The sequence below is a fragment of the Chryseobacterium sp. RU33C genome (assembly GCF_900156015.1).
GTDB classification, from domain to species: Bacteria; Bacteroidota; Bacteroidia; order Flavobacteriales; family Weeksellaceae; genus Chryseobacterium; species Chryseobacterium candidae.
In genome coordinates this window covers 117,929-138,217 of record NZ_FTMT01000006.1, presented here as the reverse complement: position 1 = coordinate 138,217, position 20,289 = coordinate 117,929, and the positions used below count along the sequence as shown (strand labels likewise).

The window sequence follows — 20,289 nt, the reverse complement described above, 5'->3', positions numbered from 1 at the left end:
AGGCTTCTTTTTTTAGGTTTTGGCTGAAGCCTGATGAATTTTTTAATCTTCGGTAAACGGGCTAAAGCCCGTTCCTATTGAATATTTTCATTTTTCCCACAGATTACACAGATCAACACAGATGTTTGAGTATATTTCTTTCATTCATAATTCATAATTCATAATTCTATTCTAGCCCTGATAGCAGCGGTTACCCCGCAACAAGCGTTGAGGTCTTCGGCTAAGCTGAGGGTGACAGCCAGGCGTGAGAAGTATGAGCGGATAGCAGGATAAAGCTTCTAATGCTCATTTTCATTGAATACAGCTATAAAATAAACAAAAAGTCTACAAAATAAATAGACTTATGATTTTAATTTTAATTCACCTTTGAAAATTAACTTTTTTATCATTTTTTAAGATTTTCAAAACAGCAAGCAATAGATTAAAAATCAAATATTTACGATTTAACAATTTAATTAAAATCAATTAACCTACTAATTTAGTAGACTAACATGATTTATCTCATACTCTCCTTTTACAGGGGTTTGTCAATTATTAAATAATTTTGACCCAGTTAAAAAAATCATAAACTTTATTCTCATGAATAAGAATACCTTTAATTCTTACCTATGCACCATTACGGCGGCAGCTCCTGCACAGCAAAATTGTTATGGAATGCCTGCCCTTTCACAGCACAACTGTATTTCTCAAGACATGTGCTCTGATATGATGGGCATGATGATGATGTGCTAACTTTTTAAGAGATACATTCATTACTGTAGGAATTAAAGCCAAAAAGTTCAAGGCTTCTTTCATCCGGGTACATCTCCTGTAAATTTTACTTTTCTATTTTGTAAAACCTCCCTGAAAAAGGAGGCGGAAAATCACACTTTTTACCGGGAGATCAGCAGTAATACACAATTCAGTTTAAACCTAGATTAATATAATGAAAAAGAAACAATGCAAGTTTGGTGTATTGGCCTTACTGCTATTCGCGGAATATGGTTTTGCACAAAGTAAAGACAGCCTTTCCAAGGAAACTTCCATCAAAGAAGTAGTGGTGGTAGCCTTTGGAAAACAGAAAAAAGAAGAGATTACAGGATCTGTACAATCATTGAAGGCTAAAGATCTTTCTAATCTTCAAAACGGAAATATTCTTCAGGGAATTGGAGGAAAAGTGGCGGGAGTACAGGTAATTTCTTCCGGCCAGCCAGGTTCTCAGCCTACGATCAGAATGAGAGGAATAGGCTCTATCAACGCCTCCAGCGACCAGCTGATTGTACTGGATGGAATTCCGTACAGCGGAAACCTGAACAGTATTGCGGCATCAGACATTGAAAGTATTTCTTTTCTTGAGGATGCCTCTTCGAATGCTTTGTATGGTTCCAGAGGAGCCAATGGAGTGATTATTGTGAACACCAAAAGAGGAAAAAGTAAAGGGACGCAAAGTTTTTCTAAATTTTGAGTATAATTTTAAGGCGCAAAAAAAGTCAAAAATTTTTAGCAAGAGAATGTTTAAAATTTTCTCATGATTTCAACAAGTTTTGCATAAAGATCTGCTTAATTTGCAAAATCTGTGAGAGATAAAAGAAATCAACAGATTCTTTATTTTATAATAATGTCAGACTTATAATTGTCTTTCACCAGCTCGCCATTTTTATACAGTCTCTGGTTAATCACCTTCCCTTTTTCATTAAAATAAAGCCATAAAGCATTTTTTCTTCCCAGAGAATCTATTCGTCCTATTTCCTTCGGCATTTTATTGTTATGAAGAATCTGAATCGGAAATAATCCTTTTAGATCCTTTAATGAATCCATTTTTTCAGGGATCAACTCAGATTCCTCCCCGATTTTGAAAATATATTTTTTTCTTTGATTACTCTTTAAAATCAGCTCATCGCCTGATATTTCATATTTCCCTTCTGAGAAAGGTGCTGTTACAATTTGATCATAGCTTATATGTTCTGTCTTTAAAAATTCAAAGGTTCCGTCTTTTATATAAAGTGAATAGGTTCCATTTCCAGATTCCAGTTCAGCATATTTAGGATATTCTTTATCTTTTTTGCAGGATATAACAGACAAAATAAGGATGAGAAGACTAATGGTTTTTATTTTCATGGGAAACTAAATTATTAAATATTTGAAATAAAAGCAAAAGAGGAAATACATATATTTGGAAACATTTTAAAGTAATATCCATTTCTTAGTCTCTCAATACAAAAAAAACATAATGATCTCGACAAAATTATTCTTAACAGGTGTATTTTCTATTCTTTTATCCATTATCATAACAGCTCAGAAGAAAGACAGCTATATGGGAAAAGTAGACAGTATTATCACCTCTGCCAGCCCAATAGCATTCAACGGAGTTGTTTTGATAGCTCAAAAAGGAAAAATACAGTATCTAAAATCCAATGGTTACAAAGATTTCGAAAAGAAGATTTATTTAAAAACAGATGATCAGTTTGAAATCATGTCAAATTCCAAGCAGATGACTGCCGTTTTAATTTTACAGGCTGCCGAACAGGGGAAACTGAATCTTCATACTCCTATCAGAAAATACCTTCCTTCTCTTACCCAAACCTGGGCCGATACGGTTACGATCCATCATCTTCTGAACCATACCCACGGGATTACCAATCCGGAAAAACCTGCAGCTTTCAAAGCCGGTTCACAGTTCAAATATGGTAATCTTTCCTATATGATGCTTGGGGAAATCCTTAAAAATACAACAGGGAAAAGTTTCGCAGAATTGGCCAATACCCTTTTCAAAAAGCTGAGAATGAATAAAACTTTCGTCTACAATACAAAGAATAATCAATCTCTCGTTCCTGGTTATATGAACAAAAATAACCGGTTTGAAAAAGTAAAGGAAACCTTTCTGAATGATAAAATAGCATCTGCTGCAGGTATCATTTCCACAGTGCAGGATCTTGCAAAATGGGATCAGGCCTTATTTAAAGGGAAACTTCTCTCTCCTGAATTTCAAAAGCTGATGCTGACGCCTTCTACCCAATCCCAGCACAATGTTTTCGGAAAAGAAAGTATGGGGTTCGGGTATAATGTAAGATTTATCAAAGAGGCTGGACTGGATTATTTTGCGGTGACAGGTCTTGGTGATGGTTTCACCTGCCTTAACACCTATTTTCCTTCCACAGATACTACCCTCATTATTCTTGAAAATCAGATGCCTGAAAACAGTGAATACTGGAGTGGTAAAGAAGCGGCGATAAAGAATGTGATTATTAAAGCCATAGCTACCCATTGATATTTTTATTCATTAGTGTACAAAAGCTCATTTTTAACATTTATTTTTAATAAATTTTTAATTTAGCCATACCTGAGTAATTTCCAATCTGTTTTTCAACACCTTACACGATATCCAGAATTATAAACCTGATTTAAAGAAAAATAACAGTCCTTTTGGAAAATAGAATCAAAACCATGATTCAAAATTCTTTACACAAACAATGAAATCCATAGCATCAGTAGATGATCTCTTATAAATATTAAAAAAAAGTGTTACTTTTGCTTTAACGAATAAAATTGTTTTTAAGCTTTTTTATGAGTAAATTTATGTGCACCAAGTTATAAAACATTAAAATTCATTCCATGAGAAAAATAATTCTACTTATTACATGTATGTTCGGTATTTCAGTTTTCTCACAGATCAAAGTGTTGAAAAATGAAAGTTTGGTGGAAATTGGTAAAGATAATTCCGTTGGTCTCTATAAAAAGGAAGATAAATTTACAGTTAACTACCAGGATCTGAACACCAGCAACCTGAATACAATCCGATCTTTTTCATTCCAGAACATTAATGGAGATGTTGCCGGATTATATAAACTTATTATGGATGGTTTTATTTCCGCTCCAGAAGAAAATGTGGTATTGGAACTGCCCAATGATATTATAGAACTTCATTATGAAAAAAACTACGGGCAGCAGACCATGCAGTTTATTCAGGTGATCAACAAAAATAGAAAATACATTGGCAAGTCACAGTATTTAACCCAAAAACAGGTGGAAAAAATTTTTGGCCGAACCAACGGTAAATATACTATGTATGACAAACCCGCCAGTATCAACCCGGCAGCAGTAAAAGGAACCACCAATACAGCTTCTACAGCAGTTCCTGCATCTGGCGGAACCAAGAAAAAATCAAGAAAATAATTATATTTTAAAAATATTGCGAAACTCGTTCTACCGGATGAGTTTTTTTATTTTATTTTTGCAGAAAGATAGTAAAACCTATGCCGCTTCAGATAATCAATTTAACCAAAAAATTTGGTGAACAGACTGCCCTTGACAACATCAACATTTCTATTGATAAAAATGAGATCATCGGTCTTCTTGGTCCAAACGGTGCCGGGAAATCTACCCTGATGAAATCTATTGTCGGTGCACTGAAAATTGATCAGGGAGAAATTATTTTCAATGGGATGAATATTGCTGACCATGAGATTGAAAGCAAAAAGAAAATCGGTTTTCTTCCTGAAAATAATCCGCTTTATCTGGAAATGTATGTAAAAGAATACCTTCAGTTTGTGGCCAATATCCACAAAATTTCTGAATCAAGAGTAGATGATGTGATTGAACTGGTAGGAATTACTCCGGAAAAATCAAAAAAGATCGGACAGCTGTCTAAAGGATACAAGCAACGTGTAGGATTGGCACAGGCCATTATTCATCAGCCGGATTTACTGATTCTGGATGAACCTACCAATGGTCTGGATCCTAACCAGATTATTGAAATCCGTAATGTGGTAAAAGAAATTGGTCAGGAAAAAACAGTTTTACTTTCTACGCACATCATGCAGGAAGTAGAAGCGCTTTGTTCAAGAGTAATTCTTATCCATAAAGGAAATATTCTTCAGGACTGCCCTATTGATGAGTTCAAAGGTAAATTTGAAAGCCTGGAAGATGCTTTTGCAAGCTATACCGCATAAAAAATATGAAACCGCCCGAAAGTTTTTCGGGCGGTTTTTTTTAGTTTTTTAGTATATATCCTACAGGTGCTGTAAGTTTTAAAATCTCGTACTTTTTATAGTGAACCCAGAATTTATTTTTATCATGAAAATCCTGATTCATGTAAAGGGTATCTTTCTGAGGCATAAGTACTACAAAAATATCTTTGTCAACCACTCTTATTTTCTCACTTACAATATGAATATCTGACAGTTCTTTTTTTGAGAAAAATGAATTTTCCTGTTCTATTTTTGAAGTTTTTATATTTTCTACAAGTTCATTTTTAACCAAATGATTGCGTACTGTAATCATTAAAAAAAATAAAATTAAGCTAATAAGCATTCCAAAATAAGCTCTGGATTCTTTTCTTACAATCTTACAATAGATTTCAATAATGGAGAAAATAAAAAAACTAATTACCAAAAGTGTTATAATGAGCTGAACAATATAAATCATTTTAAAACCTTAAAATTTAAGTTAAGAATTGTTATCTGTTTTTTCTTCTGTTACAGCAACAGTTTCAACATTTTTCTTCTGAACCTGCTCCAACAGCTGAAGTCCCAAAAGTCCGCTGATTCCTCCATTGGCAGAATCCCCGCTTCCTCCGATTAATACCTCAGGCATTATTCTTACATTCTGACTGGCTATATTTTCCATTATTTTTAATTGTGTAAAATTATTGCCGCCCATTGCTTCCACAGACAATTTGTAAGATTCCGCATTAGATTTACCGATGGCCAGAATTTTTTCTGCTTCTGCATTACCGGTTAATGAAATCTGTTCAGCGCTTGCCTTTGCCAGTAATTCTATTTTTTCGGCTTCAGCTTTTGCCAAAAGTCTTGTTTTTTCGGCTTCTCCGGTAGCCAGCAGCTTCAACCGGTCTCCTTCTGCGTTGGCCTGCAATCTTACAGAATTGGCATCTCCGGTTGCTTTTTTCACAGATGCATCTGCTATTCTTTCTGCAATCACAACGCCCTGATCTGCCTTTACAATTTCCTTCTGCATATCAGCAACAGCCGTTTCTTTCTCCAGAGCCTGACGGGTTTCCTGAGCCAGCATTTCAGTTTCATAAGTAATTTTCTGCTCTTCTGCCAGTTTTCTGTCTGTTAAGGTTTTCATTAAACTTTCCGGCGGAACAATAGCTCCAATCAAAGTATCAACAGCATTTACATTATATTGCTCCAAAACACTGCTGATGTGGTCTTTGGCCGACTGTTGTCTTTCTTTTCGGGTTCCTAAAAATGCAATTACATCACTGTCCTGCGCTGAGTTTCTGAAATAATTGCCAATAGTTGGTTCTAAAACCTGACTTACAAGATTAATCATATTTCCAAAACGCGCAATTACTTTAGGAGCTTCATAGGTAGGAATATGAATAATTTGTGAAACATCCAGATTGAAAGGGAAACCATCTTTACTTCTTACTGTAATAGTTGAAAGATTTTTATCAAGTTGGTGAGATTCGCTTCTTTCATAAGCCCAGTTCAAGACTAAATTGGTAGTAGGAACAAGCTCAACCTTCATAATATAAGGATTGATAGGATATTTTCCGGGGCCAATGGGTTCCGCCCAAACACCTTTATGACCTTTTTCTACAATATTTCCATGTTTAAAATCAACCCCGCTTAAATCTTTTCCGTCTTCTCCTACATAGCTGATGATTACGCCAACATGACCAATCGGAATTTCCGTCATTTTTACCATTTCCACTTTGGTAAACCAGGGATTCAGAAAATAAGAACCTGCCAGGATTACCTGTTCCTGAAGTCCTTTATATCCTCCGTTATTTAAAAAAGTATCAACATCCTGGAACTTATTATGATCATTGATAATTTTACCCGCAATCTGACCTTCTTCCAAAGGACTTCCTTCCATTGTGGTGATAATTCCGACTGCATTGTCAGGAATTTGGGTCATATCCGTTAATTCTATTTCAAACAGCAGCGTATTGATTCTGTAAGAACCCGGTGCAATAATCGCAGTCTGACGGCCTTTTCTTCCTCCGTTTTTTAAAAAAGCTTCGGCGTCCTGAAAAGAATCACAGTCTACTTTTCTGGCTAAAATCCTTCCTGTTTCCAGTTCTATACCATCTTTTGCAAGCAACAACCCTATTTTGCCGGTCGGGATTACTGTAAAAGGTTGAAAGTCGATAGAATATTGCCAGATCCATTTTCCAAAATAGACTCCCGGAGCTAATGTCTGAGCCTGAAAACCTGCTTCACCGTTGGTTGCGATAATTCTTCCTTCCGGAAGCTCCTGCTTTCCTACCAGCACAAATTTTTTGGTAACCAATCCTATTTTGTCCTGGGGAACAATGATCAATCCAAAAAAAATTCTTAAAATGAATTTGTAAAAAAATATGCACAAAAGTGCCATTACAGCCGGAACCATCCAGCCATGAAAAGCTAATTCCATAATTTGTTTTTTGTTTTTTTGATTAAATTTGAAAACAGGGATTGCGCTCTGATCCTTCAGAATATGAAAAAGCAGAGTACGAATTATATAATAATTCTTTCGAAAAAATTAAGAAATTGAGGGAGGAGATGTATTAAAAATCGTGAAGATGATTTCTGATACTTTTAATACGAAAAACTTAAAATTAATGAGTTCCATTTTGATAATAAAGGAACGAGATCCTTTGATGGTACAAATGTACATAAGAAAAGTATTCAGTTGTTTCAGAATTTGATAATATTTCACAAACAAAATGATAATTAACTGAAAATCAAAATCATTATTTTTAAGAGCGTCTATACAAAAGTCTTAAGAACTTCTTTTTCAGAACGATAAGTCTTCTCGTTAATGAAAAATGGCTTCATATTTGATAGAGTCTGAAATATTAACCAATAACCACTCAATATGATAAAGCATATTTTATTAGGAACTTTCTGCTTAGTCCAGTTTTCTTTCGTTTATGCCAAAGAAGTTCCTACTCTAAAAACAGAAGGTTTTATAACCTCTTCTATCCTTCAGCAGGTCCCGAAGACTGTTATTATCAAAACCAAAAAATTCAAGATCAGAATAGACAAGCAGCCGAATGGCAAGTACCTTTACCAATCCTGGAATGCCAATGCAAAGATCACCGCTAAGCCAAGTATGATCATCAGCGATGGTGAACTGATCCCTGATGGTACAGGAGGAAATTATTATATCGAATTCAGCAATGAAGGACACAGCTATCAGATCTGGAGAAATTACCTTACAGATTCTCCGAAAAAAGCGCCTTACACCTTGGTTGTAAATGATGCTAATGATCATGAAATCGTTCGCCAGGATGGCTATGTGGTGAAAAATTAAGAGTATATAGGCTGGAAGATGGAAGAGAGAGGCTGGAAGTTGATAGTCTCATTTTTAGAATCTACAGTCTTTCCAACTCTCTTATACAATAAAGATCCTGCATCAAATTATATATGCGGGATTGTTTTATGTTCCGGATTGTTTTAATTCTGTAAAAAGGGAGCTTTCTTCGTAGCTTTCTTTAGCTGCTCTGTAACCGATATTGAAAATTTCCTCCAGTCGGTCTTTTCTTCGTTCAAAAGTTCCGTAGGAAGATAATTTCTGGGAAGATATGAACCAGTCACAATAATCAAATTTTATTTTTTCAATCCTGTAGGAAAGAAGGTCATAAGATCGGGAAACAATTGCTTTGATAGAGTTCAGATCTTTAATTTTAGCTTCATTGGGTGGTGATACAAAAACACCAATTAATTTATCACAATCTTCTCTGATAATGTCCGCTGGAAAATTATTCAATACTCCTCCGTCACAATACATTTCATCTCCAATGATGTAAGGAGTGGTTATACCAGGAATAGAGCATGACGCAATAATAGCATCTACGATTTCAAAATCTTTATCAAAAATCTTCTGGGTTCCGGCAACTAATTCAGTTGCTACAATCTTCACTTCGATATCAAGATCACCTAATTTCATTTCCTGAAAAATAGGTTTCAGATAATTCCTGAAGATCACTGAAGAAACCAATCCCGGCTGATTGAATGTGAAGTGTTTCCAATTGAAAAAATACACAGAATTGAAGAATTCCAGGATTTCGTCCGGAGTTTTTCCGACAGCGTGCAGACATCCTACGATAGATCCCGCACTGCAGCAGGAAAGGATATCTATCTCAATCCCTTTTTCCTGTAAGAATTTTAATACTCCTGCATGAGCGATTCCTTTGGTACCGCCTCCTGATAAAACAAGTCCTACTCTCTCAAAATTCATTGAATAAATGTAAGAAAACAGTCTGAAATAATTAAGTTAATTTTTATAAATATGCTGATTTTAAAATTATTTTAATAAAATCTGCTGTAATGATATCAAAATTCAATCAACACAGTTTTAACTCCTTAAGCAGTCTGACCTTCAATCTGCTATTAAAGCTCATACTTCTCAAAAATTAATGTAAAAATGATCATGCAGATATTAAATATATACCATAGTTTTTTACTTTTATCAAATCAATTTATAATAAATGATCCTTGTAAAACAATAGTTTAAATTAAAGTGAACAATAGTAATGACTTAAAAGACCTTGCCAAATTATTTCTGAAGCTGGGAATCATTGGATTTGGAGGTCCGGTTGCCCATATCGCTATGATGCAAAAAGAAGTAGTAGTTGAAAAAAAGTGGCTGACAGATCAGGAATTTCTGGATCTTATTGGAGCTACCAATATCATTCCAGGTCCTAACAGTACTGAAATGGCAATTCATATAGGGCGTGAAAGAGCAGGCTGGAAAGGGCTTATTGTTGCGGGGCTTTGTTTTATCCTTCCCGCCGTTATTATTACCGGTACTTTTGCATGGCTGTACAAAAAATATGGCCAGCTTCCCGAAATATATCCTTTCATTTATGGAATAAAGCCTGCTATTATAGCTATTATTTTAGGCGCTGTATTCCCATTGGCAAAAAAATCAGTAAAAACTTTCCGATTAGCAGCTGTTGGTGTAATTGTTCTCATATGTTCTTTTTTTAAAATCAATGAAATAGGATTAATGTTCGGAGCCGGTCTGCTACTATTGATAATAGATTATCTGCAAAAAAACAATGTAAAAAGACTGAACAATTTAATTTTTATTGGGCCGCTGCAGTTTTTACTATCCGATGTTTATTCTCTTCTCAATTTAAAATTATTCTGGATCTTTCTGAAGGTGGGCGCCATATTATACGGCAGCGGATATGTTTTATTCGCCTTTCTGAATACAGAGCTTGTTTCCAAAGGAATTATTACACGCCAGGAACTCATAGATGCTATCGCTGTAGGCCAGTTTACACCGGGTCCGGTGTTTTCTTCAGTGACATTTATCGGATACCAGATCAATGGGATTTCGGGAGCTCTGGTATCTACGTTAGCTATATTCCTTCCTTCTTTCATATTGGTTGCTTTAACAGGTCCTTTCGTCAATAAAATGAGAAATTCTTCAACATTTTCTTCTTTTCTTAATGGTGTAAATGTGGCCTCAATAGCTCTCATTATTTCTGTATGCATCACTATGGGAATTGACAGCATTACCGACTGGAAAACAACTCTTATTGCCTGCGTCAGTATAGCTATCCTGTTCGTTTTTAAAAAACTAAACAGTGCTTTTGTGGTTATCGGAGGAGCGTTACTGGGTTATTTATTATATTTTCTGACGTGAATATGGTATAAACAGTAATCATTTTCCATAAAAAACCACAGATTTTCATCTGTGGTTGTATGATTAATACTGAAGCTCATTTCTATTCTTATCAATTAGATGTGCATTAAACCTAATAGGTTTTAAAAATTTTAAGCTAACAATTTCATCAGAAATCTCTTAAGAAAAACAGAGAATAAACCTAACAGGTTTTTGAAACCTGTTAGGTTATTTTTCTTTAATTTAAAAAAATACATATAATCTGTATTTTATATTTATCTTATTCTAGTTTAGTATCATACAATTGTAGAAGCTCAAGATAATCTTTCTCTGTTTTGGCTTGCTTTAGTTTTTCTGTCAAGTCCAAATCATCTTTAAATAGCTTCTTTAAATTCCGGCTGAAATTATCTAAAAGACTCTCTTCATAAAGAATATTTTTATCCTTATCAACCAAATAATTCAAAATTTGAATACCTGGTGAAAGAATAGAGTTATTAAAGGCTTTATACCAATTTATATTCTTTCCCTCATAAACTACTTCAACCAGTCCTTTCTCTTTAAGAAATTTATCTGTTGATGCAAAATATTCATGCTTCTGCTTATTCTCATCCAAAATTTTAATATATCTTACTTCATTAATGGGAACCTAAGTTGTATTCCCTTTTTCATCCATCATTTTCATTTTAAATAAAACAGTGGCAAATGAATATTTTTTATTGTTATACATACCCGTATTTCTCACCCTAGCCCTTAGAGTATCTCCGGAATTTTTTAAAACATATTCTGTTGGAAAATACCTTTTGTTTTCTTTTTCTTGAGAAAAAATGAAGGCAAAACAAAGGATTGCTAATAAAAAAATACTTTCTTCATGGTTAATTATTAAAAAAGCCCAGAAAAATCTGAGCTTTTATATATCTAAATTAATTGATTAAATGTGAATCACCTCACCGTAAGCCGCTGCAGCAGCTTCCATAATCGCTTCAGAAACTGTTGGGTGCGGGTGGATAGATTTGATGATCTCGTGACCTGTAGTTTCTAATTTTCTGGCAACAACAGCTTCAGCAACCATATCTGTTACTCCTTCACCAATCATGTGGCATCCTAACCACTCACCGTATTTAGCATCGAAAATCACTTTGATAAATCCGTCTGTGTTTCCGTTTGCAGTAGCTTTACCACTTGCAGAAAGAGGGAATTTACCTACTTTAATTTCATATCCTTTTTCTTTAGCCTGCTTTTCAGTAAGACCTACAGAAGCTACTTCGGGGTGGCAGTAAGTACATCCCGGGATATTGCCATAGTCGATTTTTTCAACGTGCATTCCTTTGATTTTCTCAACACAAGTGATTCCTTCTGCAGAAGCTACGTGAGCCAACGCCTGAGTTGGGATGATATCTCCGATGGCATAGTAACCAGGTACTGAAGTTTCATACCATTCGTTCACTAATACTCTTCCTTTATCTGTCTGGATTCCAACCTCTTCTAAACCGATGTTCTCGATATTAGCAGCAATACCTACAGCAGATAATAAGATATCAGCTTCAAGAGTAATGTTTCCGTTAGCTGTTTTCACAGTAGCTTTTACTCCTTCACCAGTTGTATCAACACTTTCTACAGAAGCGTTTGTCATGATCTCGATTCCTGTCTTTTTCAGAGATTTCTCTAGGTGTTTAGAGATTTCTTCGTCTTCTACAGGTACGATGTTTGGCATAAATTCAACAACAGTAACTTTAGTTCCCATTGTGTTATAGAAGTCAGCAAATTCTACCCCGATAGCTCCAGAACCTACAACGATCATAGATTTTGGCTGCTCAGGAAGAGATAATGCCTGTCTGTATCCGATTACTTTTTTACCATCCTGCGGTAAGTTTGGTAATTCTCTTGAACGGGCTCCTGTAGCGATAATGATATGAGTACCTGTATATTCGGTTACTTTTCCCTCTTTATCTGTAACAGAAACTTTTTTACCTTTCTGTACTTTTGCAGTACCAAGAATTACGTCAATCTTATTCTTTTTCATCAAGAATTCGATTCCTTTGCTCATTTTGCTGGCAACACCACGGCTTCTCTGAATTACATTCGGGAATTCAAAGCTTGCCTCCACTTTATTCAAACCATAATCTTCAGCGTGGTTGATATAATGAAAAACCTGAGCAGATTTCAATAAAGCTTTAGTTGGAATACATCCCCAGTTAAGGCAGATTCCTCCTAAATTTTCTTTCTCGATAATTGCGGTTTTGAAACCTAATTGCGCTGCTCTGATCGCAGTAACATATCCACCAGGACCACTTCCAATGACAATAATATCGTAATTCATTACTTTAAAAATTTTTATGCGAATTTAAGGAAAAATATTGGATGTTTAATGTTTCTGCAAACTGATCTTAAAATGCATTAATAAAGCTATTTTTATTCAATTTTAAACAAAGAAAGAGAATACAATACGCATTCTCTTTCAATAAATTTTGTCTTATACTGAAAACTCATCAAAACTTAAAGTATAAAAAACGGCTTTTCAAATTTTAATAACCGCAAAAATACTGTATTATTTTGCCTGTTTAAGTAATCGTTTTTCAGCCGCATATCTTTCATTCAGAGCTTTCATCTGATCTCTTTTCATCTTTTTGGTAGCAAGCGGGTGATTAAGGATCAGTTTTTTCTCAGTATTGTATTTTTTGGTAAGTTCCTGCATTTTAATATTTACCAACTCACTTTTTGAAGGATGTGGAGGCGGTGCTGGATGTTTCTGAGCTGAAACATTCATAGATAAACCTAATAACAATACTGTTGAAATTAATAACTTTTTCATAATGTTCCTATTTTTGAATGGTTTCAATTAATTCGATATTATTTAATGAAATTCATTCCGGTTCACAATAAATCTTGCATATATCATACCAAGATTTATATACAATAAAATCTGAAAAATTTCTGCCAACATTTATTATTGCAGGTGTTTATCACCGCCTATCCTGCAGATATTATCTTACTTCATAACTTGATTAACCTATCCCTTTGAGTAATAATAGATTCGACAGGCTCAGCCTGACAATGCTTAAAAATTTGGGATGGTATTGGTGTTTTCAACCTGAGCCGGTCGAAAGTCTATCAATAAGAAAACCTTTGTTAATCATTAATCTCGTGTATTAATTAAAGGAATAAGTTAATAACTTGAAATACTCTGCCGATTGCTTTAAGATTAATCACTCATTTTATATCACTAAATATTGTATTATATGCATAGCAATTATTCAATATTTAGTGAATTTTATATATTTTTTTTTACATTTGTATAAAAACATCGCAATATGAAAAAATATATTTTGATCCCTTTATTGGGGGCTTTACCCTTAATGGGACAGGTTGGGATTAACACCCCAAATCCTAACAGTACTCTCGCTATCAACGGCTCATTAAGAGCCGGATATACCCAGATCACGGACACAAGTTATAATATTCTTTCAACTGATCATTACATTACTTATAATGGAACAGCTGATGCTACATTTACTCTTCCTGTCATAGGAACGGGAACTGCAAGTTATACCGGAAGAATTTATAAGATTAAAAATATCTCTGCGAATGCAATTACTCTCAAGGCTTCCAGTGGTAATACCTTAAGAATTGACAATACACCGACTGCTTCTTTTGTCATTCCTACAGGGGCTTATGCTGAAGTAGTCAACAACAGTAATACGAGCGGAGGAACATGGGATTTATCTTTTACAGTTCTTCCTAAGCCGAGTAACGTAGAAATTTATGGTACTCAGCTTTCCATTCCTCCTCATGCATTAGGAGCATCAGCTATTTCTGACTGGACCAATCATTCTAATACAGCCTATGATACCGGCTCAGGAAAGGACAGATGGTGGGTGGTGAGTAAAACATCTGTAGATGGAACTCATACTTCTACCTATTCCAATGCAAGCAGAATGACCATTGTCTACGAATATCAGGATACTCCTTTCAATGTCACCAATATGTATCCTATTCTCACACCAGGAAATAACTCAAGTTTTCCAGATGTATTTACAGGATCTTTTGTAAGTCTTGACAATAATGGTAATGGTGGTAAAACCAGACTTACGGTATCTGTGGCCCGTGTGGATCTTATAGGTAGTAATGGCTCCAATAATGGTAACTGGGCAGGAACATTCTTACTGAATGTTTTGTTAGCCAGAAAATATTAATATTTTCAAGAATAAACATAAAAAGAACAGAAATTTCTGTTCTTTTTATGTTATAAAATCTATTTTTAATACATTTATGGCTCTTTTTAAAGAAGTACTTATGAAGACTTCTGCGGAAAAAAATTAAAGACTGCTTCTACCAAAGAAGTCGGAAGATATTTTAAGAGCCAGTAAACTTACCCTGCTTCCGGAAACTAATATTCATGTGAAAGAAAATCTGAAAAAGGTTGAAAAAAATAAAAATCCGTCTCCTATATTATTAGTTAGAGTACAAAATGAACGATGGTTATCACCGACTGTGTTCCAGCTATTATCTTACTGAAGATTTGGAGGTTCCCTTCAAATTGATTTAAGTAATTATCAAAAATACCTACTTCCAATAAAAGTGATTTTTCCTAAAATCCGCTTTAAATATTCATTTTGGTTGTTTTTTTTATCTTTGTATAAATTAACTTTTCATTATATGAAAAAATACATCTTTATCGTTTTATTCGGAGCTGTTCCCTTAAATGCCCAAGTAGGTATTAACACAACCACACCCAACAGTACCCTTGCCGTAAATGGTTCGTTAAGGGCGGGCTATACTCAGATAACTGCTACAAGCTATAATATCCTGGCTACTGATCATTACATCACTTATAACGGAACGGCTGATGCCACTTTCACCCTACCTGTAATCGGAACCGGAACAACCAGTTTTACCGGAAGAATTTATAAGATTAAAAACATTTCTCCGAATGCCATTACATTACAGGCTTCCAGTGGAAATACTTTAAGAATAGATAACACACCGGTTTCCTCTTTTGTAATTCCTACAGGAGCATATGCTGAAGTAGTCAACAACAGCAATACTTCCGGAGGAACGTGGGATTTATCTTTTACAGTGCTTCCAAAACCGAGCAACGTAGAGATTTATGGTACGCAGCTTTTTATTCCTCCTCATGCGCTTGGAATTTCAGCTACTGCAGACTGGACCAATCATACTAATTCAGGCTATGATTCAGGTACTGCAGCTGACAGATGGTGGATCGTGAGTAAAACATCTGTGGACCGGGCTCATACTGCTTCCTACTCCAACACAAGCAGAATGACGCTTGTTTATGAATACCAGGGAACTCCATTTAATGTTACGAATATGTATCCTATTCTTACTGCGGGAAATAACTCAAGTTTTCCCGATGTGTTTACCGCATCATTTGTAAGCCTGGCTAATAACGGTACAGCAGGCAGAACCAGACTTACGGTATCTGTAGCCCGTGTAGACTTTATCGGTACAAACGGAACCAATAACAGTAACTGGGCGGGAACATTCTTATTGAATGTCCTATTGGCGAGAAAATACTAATATTATAAAGATATACAAAAAGAGCAGAAATTTCTGCTCTTTTTTTGTTATAAAACTTCAATATTTTGTTTTAGTGTAAGATTCCTGGATGAGTTACCAACCATGATCCTGTAGATTCCTTTTTCTACAGCCCATTTCATTTTTTCATTCAGAAACTGTAAGTGCTTTATGGGAACTTCAATAGTAACAGATTTTGATTCCCCGGGCTGCAGTTCTACTTTCTGAAATCCTTTGAGCTCAATTACAGGTCTGGAAACGGAAGCAAGTATGTCTTTTACATACAGCTGAACCACTTCATTCCCCGCTTTTGACCCTGTATTTTTCACATTGACTTTAGCCACAATGGTTTCGTTTTCTGAATACTGAGCCTTGTTCAGCTGCAGATCAGAAATTTCAAAAGTGGTATAACTTAATCCGAAACCAAACGGATACAATGGCTCACCACTCAGATCATAATAGTCATTTCCTCTTCCTGTTGGATGATGATTATAAGTTAAAGGAAGCTGCCCTTCTTCAGCAGGAAATGTTACAGGTAATTTTCCTGAAGGATTCTCTGCGCCAAAAAGTGTTTTTGCAACGGCATTTCCGCCTTCTTCTCCCGGATACCAAATGTCTAAGATCGCTCCTACTTTATCTTTCCATGCTGTTGTCTTAATGGCCGATCCGCCTACTAAAAGAACGGTAATTGGCTTATTTAATTTTGAAACTTCATGAATAAACGCTTCCTGATTTCCGGGCAAACTCAGTGATGCGCGGTCCTGAAATTCGCCTTCATGAATTCCGGCTGTTACAAGAATGTAATCTGCTTTTTGGGCAAGATCTAAAGCTTCGTTAAAATCTTTCTGATAATCGTACAAACCATAGTTCCAGATCAGTTCCAGATTGGCTTCTCCACGATTTTCATGAAATTCAATCTTAAGATCATATTTCTTTCCTTTTATAAAGTCCACAGGTGTTGATTTTGTAGAATAGCTAAGCTTTTCCCATTGATCAATCATTAATTTCCCATCCAGGTATAGCCTGAAACCATCATTTCCACGCAAGCCTATCAAATATTTCCCGGAATCCGGGGCTTCCAGTTTTCCTGTCCAACGAATACTATAATGATCAGGCTGCAGTTTTTCCGGATCGGGAGAGTATAAAGTCCATTTGAAACTGAGGTTTTCATCCTGCCTTCCAAAAGCTGGATTACCTTTTAAATCGGGATTAACGAAATAATATCCTGTTAATCCCTTTTTATTTTCAGAAGATAAATATTCATTTGAAATTGTGGTGAAGTCTTTTACATTCCAGTCAATTCCTCTTGAATACACAACTTCAGTATCTGTATTTTTTACATAATTTTTAAGACCATCCAGAATATTTATTTTTTTGTTTCCAGGCCCTGAGTAACCACCTAATCTTGCATCCACAGCATCTGTTCCCACTACAAGAATTTTTTTAACATTTTCAGGAACAGGAAGTGTATGATTATTATTCTGAAGCAAAACAAAAGATTCTGCAGCTGCTTTTTCTGCCAAAGGTTTATGATTTAGTTTTTTTAATTCTTCAATTTCCTTAGCAGAAACATAGGGATTTTCGAATAGTCCAAGTTCAAATTTGGCTCTCAATACTCTTGAGACGGCATCGTCTATTCTTTCTTTAGAAATTCTTCCATCTAAGAACGGAGGAATAAAGAGTTGATAATGTTTATATTCTGTCTGAAAAATGACATCAAGTCCGGCATTGATAGCCTGTGCAGAGGCATCATCATAATCTTTTGCCGTAAAATGCAGAACATTTGCTCCACCCACTGCACTGGCATCACTAATGACAAAGCCTTTGAAATCCCAGTCTTTTTTTAATTTTTCAGTTAACAGCCAATGATTGGCGGTTGACGGTCTTCCATCAAGCAAATTATAAGAAGTCATCACAGAACGGCTTTTTCCTTTTGTAAAAGCGTTGTGAAAAGGAATCAAATGAGTTTCTTCCAGATATCTTTTGCTCCAATGAATCGGGTATGAATCTCTTCCACCTTCTCCTACATTGGCTAAAAAGTGTTTAGGCGTGGTAATAATTCCCATATTTTCAAACGAAGTGACAAAGCTGACTCCCATTACGGAGGTCAGAAACGGATCTTCACCGTAGGTTTCTTCTGTTCTTCCCCATCTCACGTCATTTGCAAGGTTGACCACTGGTGTCAGAATCTGACGGATTCCTCTTAATTTTGATTCTCTGGCAATTGCTGTTGAAATCCTGTTCATTAATTCAGGATTGAAAGTAGCAGCCAGACCTATTGCCTGCGGAAAAGCGGTAGCACCTTCCCGAACCAATCCGTGTAACGCTTCATCAAAAGGAATAATGGGAATTCCCAGCCTTGATTCTTCTACGAAATATTTCTGAATGGTGTTGATCTTTTTCACAAGTATCTCTGCATCTTCACTGGCATTGTATTTCAGCAGCTGTCCTGCGGCTCCGCCTCCCTGATTTCCTGCGCTTACCTGCAATCCGAAAATTCCGTGGGAATATTGTCCTTTCGGAACGTTATCCAGATCTCCGGGAATCATAAAACACTGCCAGAACTTCTCCTCCGGAGTCATTCTCTTCAACAGATCCTGAACTCTGGCTTCGATGGGTTGTTTGGGATCTTTATATAGAGGTTTTTGGGCAAAAGTAATCACAACATTCAACAATAATGCGACTCCAGCAAGTTTAAAACAAATGCATCTCATTATTGAACGATTTGAATTACAGTTGAATATTTTAACTGAGATCTTTCTTTCGGCAAATTAATTTCAATTGAATTCCCTGATTTTTTCCATTGAATTTTGTTTGACAAGCCTAAAACTTTCAAAGATTTTGGTTTAAAATGATCAGGAATTGTAAAACTTAACGTTGATGGAGATTCATAATTTGTTTTTTCATCCAAGTGAAAAATATTCACTGTTTTTCCATCTTTGCTTTGTGTATAATAAAAATTTCCGTCGTGATAAGGCGCAATGCTTCTGGTTGCAAAAACAGCGGACTGATTTTTTTCCATCCAGCCGGAAATTTGCTGTAATCTTTCGTATACAATGGCATCATAATCTCCGTTAGGTCCGGGTGCAATATTCATGAGGTAATTTCCACCTCTTGAAATGATTTTTACCAGGGTTTCAATGATCTTCTGGGAGGTCTTATAGTTATCATTGGGAACGTAAGAAAAAGAATCTCCCATGGTGATGCAGCTTTCCCAGGGAATGGAAAGAGCATGTTCCGGAACTGCCTGCTCAGGAGTGACATAGTTTTCCCATTTTCCCGGAACGGTGCGGTCTACAATGATTATTCCCGGCTGATTTTTTCTCGCCATTGTTCCTATTTTGTCCATATCAATGTCCTGTTCTACTTTGATGGTGCGCTGCCATTCTACTTTCGGGTCTATGGTGTGAAAAGGGCGTACCCAACCGCCGTCTAACCAAAGAATATCTATTTTCCCATAACGGGAAGTAATTTCATTCAGCTGATTGAAGGTGAACTTTTTAAAGTTCTCCCATCTTTCCGGATATTTCCTTGGATCATAATTGACATTTCTGTCTTTGGGTGGAAAATAAGACCACCAATAATCATCGGAATGCCAGTCTGGCTTAGAAAAATAGGCTCCGATTTTAAAGCCTTCCTTTCTGAACGTATTGAAAATTTCTTTCGTCACATCAGATTTTGGATTTTTTGAAAAAGGGGTTTTGGAAGAAGTGATTTTATAATCTGACTGCCGGGTATCAAACATGGCAAAACCATCATGATGCTTGGTGGTAAAAACCACATATTTCATTCCAGCCTTTTTTACGGCATCCGCCCATTTCTGAGGATTGAACTGGGTTGGATTGAAAGTTGTCTGAAGATTTTCATAATTCTTCACATATTCGTAGTAAGATTTTCCATGTTCAGGTTTTCTCTGTGTCCATGATTCATCTTCCGGGCATAAGCTCCAGCTTTCAACAATTCCCCACTGGCTATAGGTTCCCCAATGCATAAACAGCCCGAATTTCATATCCTGCCATTGCTCCAGATTCTGGACTACCAACGGGTCTGTGGGCTTCTGATAGCCTTCTGATACATTATGAACTTGTGAAAAAGCGATTGAACTTATTAAAAAGGATGAAAGAAAAAAGGATTTTATTTTGGATATAACCAGCATATGGAATAGTTTTTCGCTAATTTAATTATCCTTTG

At 35.7% G+C, this 20,289-nt stretch carries 17 protein-coding genes; 8 read left to right on the top strand and 9 right to left on the bottom strand.

Features of this window, described 5'->3' with window-relative positions:
• The first annotated feature begins 925 nt into the window (after window positions 1-925).
• Window positions 926-1,444: a TonB-dependent receptor plug domain-containing protein gene (locus BW946_RS07740; RefSeq protein ID WP_228402486.1), complete on the top strand. Its 519-nt coding sequence runs from the start codon at window positions 926-928 to the stop codon at window positions 1,442-1,444.
• 140 nt (window positions 1,445-1,584) lie between these two features.
• On the opposite strand, the gene BW946_RS07735 is transcribed toward BW946_RS07740, so the two are convergent.
• The gene (locus tag BW946_RS07735) at window positions 1,585-2,097 is read right to left on the bottom strand and encodes a hypothetical protein (protein WP_076595623.1); all 513 of its coding nucleotides are present in this window, start codon (window positions 2,095-2,097) and stop codon (window positions 1,585-1,587) included.
• A 112-nt stretch (window positions 2,098-2,209) separates the two neighbouring features.
• Between BW946_RS07735 and BW946_RS07730 the strand changes: the two genes are divergently transcribed.
• The 3 genes from BW946_RS07730 (at window position 2,210) to BW946_RS07720 (ending at window position 4,928) form a co-directional block, all read left to right on the top strand.
• Window positions 2,210-3,247, top strand: coding sequence for a serine hydrolase domain-containing protein (locus BW946_RS07730; protein WP_076595622.1), 1,038 nt, complete (start codon window positions 2,210-2,212; stop codon window positions 3,245-3,247).
• Between the two features lie 344 nt (window positions 3,248-3,591).
• Window positions 3,592-4,152, top strand: coding sequence for a hypothetical protein (locus BW946_RS07725; RefSeq protein WP_076595621.1), 561 nt, complete (start codon window positions 3,592-3,594; stop codon window positions 4,150-4,152).
• An 80-nt stretch (window positions 4,153-4,232) separates the two neighbouring features.
• Window positions 4,233-4,928, top strand: coding sequence for an ABC transporter ATP-binding protein (locus BW946_RS07720; protein WP_076595620.1), 696 nt, complete (start codon window positions 4,233-4,235; stop codon window positions 4,926-4,928).
• A 40-nt stretch (window positions 4,929-4,968) separates the two neighbouring features.
• Here the strand turns inward: BW946_RS07720 and BW946_RS07715 are convergent, their stop codons facing one another.
• Window positions 4,969-5,259 (bottom strand): hypothetical protein, encoded by a 291-nt coding sequence (locus BW946_RS07715; RefSeq protein WP_136523106.1) that lies wholly within the window; start codon window positions 5,257-5,259, stop codon window positions 4,969-4,971.
• Between the two features lie 165 nt (window positions 5,260-5,424).
• On the bottom strand, window positions 5,425-7,362 hold the full coding sequence (locus BW946_RS07710; protein ID WP_076595618.1) for an SPFH domain-containing protein: 1,938 nt from the start codon (window positions 7,360-7,362) through the stop codon (window positions 5,425-5,427).
• A gap of 444 nt (window positions 7,363-7,806) precedes the next feature.
• On the opposite strand from BW946_RS07710, the gene BW946_RS07705 reads away from it, so the two are divergent.
• On the top strand, window positions 7,807-8,244 hold the full coding sequence (locus BW946_RS07705; RefSeq protein ID WP_076595617.1) for a hypothetical protein: 438 nt from the start codon (window positions 7,807-7,809) through the stop codon (window positions 8,242-8,244).
• A 126-nt stretch (window positions 8,245-8,370) separates the two neighbouring features.
• Here the strand turns inward: BW946_RS07705 and BW946_RS07700 are convergent, their stop codons facing one another.
• Window positions 8,371-9,171: a patatin-like phospholipase family protein gene (locus tag BW946_RS07700; protein ID WP_076595616.1), complete on the bottom strand. Its 801-nt coding sequence runs from the start codon at window positions 9,169-9,171 to the stop codon at window positions 8,371-8,373.
• Window positions 9,172-9,453: 282 nt separating this feature from the next.
• Between BW946_RS07700 and chrA the strand changes: the two genes are divergently transcribed.
• Window positions 9,454-10,587, top strand: a complete 1,134-nt coding sequence (chrA, locus tag BW946_RS07695; RefSeq protein ID WP_076595615.1) for a chromate efflux transporter — start codon at window positions 9,454-9,456, stop codon at window positions 10,585-10,587.
• Between the two features lie 259 nt (window positions 10,588-10,846).
• Here chrA and BW946_RS07690 read toward each other — a convergent pair whose 3' ends face one another.
• The 3 genes from BW946_RS07690 to BW946_RS07680 all read right to left on the bottom strand — a co-directional run bounded on the left by BW946_RS07690 (window position 10,847) and on the right by BW946_RS07680 (window position 13,375).
• Window positions 10,847-11,179, bottom strand: a complete 333-nt coding sequence (locus BW946_RS07690) for a hypothetical protein (protein WP_076595614.1) — start codon at window positions 11,177-11,179, stop codon at window positions 10,847-10,849.
• A 315-nt stretch (window positions 11,180-11,494) separates the two neighbouring features.
• Window positions 11,495-12,883 carry a dihydrolipoyl dehydrogenase gene (lpdA, locus tag BW946_RS07685; RefSeq protein ID WP_076595613.1) on the bottom strand — a complete coding sequence of 463 codons (1,389 nt, stop codon included), beginning with the start codon at window positions 12,881-12,883 and terminating at the stop codon, window positions 11,495-11,497.
• Window positions 12,884-13,111: 228 nt separating this feature from the next.
• Entirely contained in the window at window positions 13,112-13,375 is a 264-nt protein-coding gene (locus tag BW946_RS07680; protein WP_076595612.1) for a hypothetical protein, read from the bottom strand.
• 499 nt (window positions 13,376-13,874) lie between these two features.
• Between BW946_RS07680 and BW946_RS07675 the strand changes: the two genes are divergently transcribed.
• A complete protein-coding gene (locus tag BW946_RS07675; RefSeq protein WP_076595611.1) occupies window positions 13,875-14,756 on the top strand; it encodes a hypothetical protein in 882 nt (293 codons plus the stop codon).
• 463 nt (window positions 14,757-15,219) lie between these two features.
• On the top strand, window positions 15,220-16,101 hold the full coding sequence (locus tag BW946_RS07665) for a hypothetical protein (protein WP_076595610.1): 882 nt from the start codon (window positions 15,220-15,222) through the stop codon (window positions 16,099-16,101).
• Between the two features lie 47 nt (window positions 16,102-16,148).
• Here BW946_RS07665 and BW946_RS07660 read toward each other — a convergent pair whose 3' ends face one another.
• Window positions 16,149-18,812, bottom strand: coding sequence for a beta-glucosidase (locus tag BW946_RS07660; RefSeq protein ID WP_076595609.1), 2,664 nt, complete (start codon window positions 18,810-18,812; stop codon window positions 16,149-16,151).
• Window positions 18,812-20,254 carry an alpha-L-fucosidase gene (locus BW946_RS07655; protein ID WP_076595608.1) on the bottom strand — a complete coding sequence of 481 codons (1,443 nt, stop codon included), beginning with the start codon at window positions 20,252-20,254 and terminating at the stop codon, window positions 18,812-18,814. The genes BW946_RS07660 and BW946_RS07655 overlap by 1 nt, the downstream gene beginning before the upstream one ends.
• Window positions 20,255-20,289 lie beyond the last annotated feature (35 nt).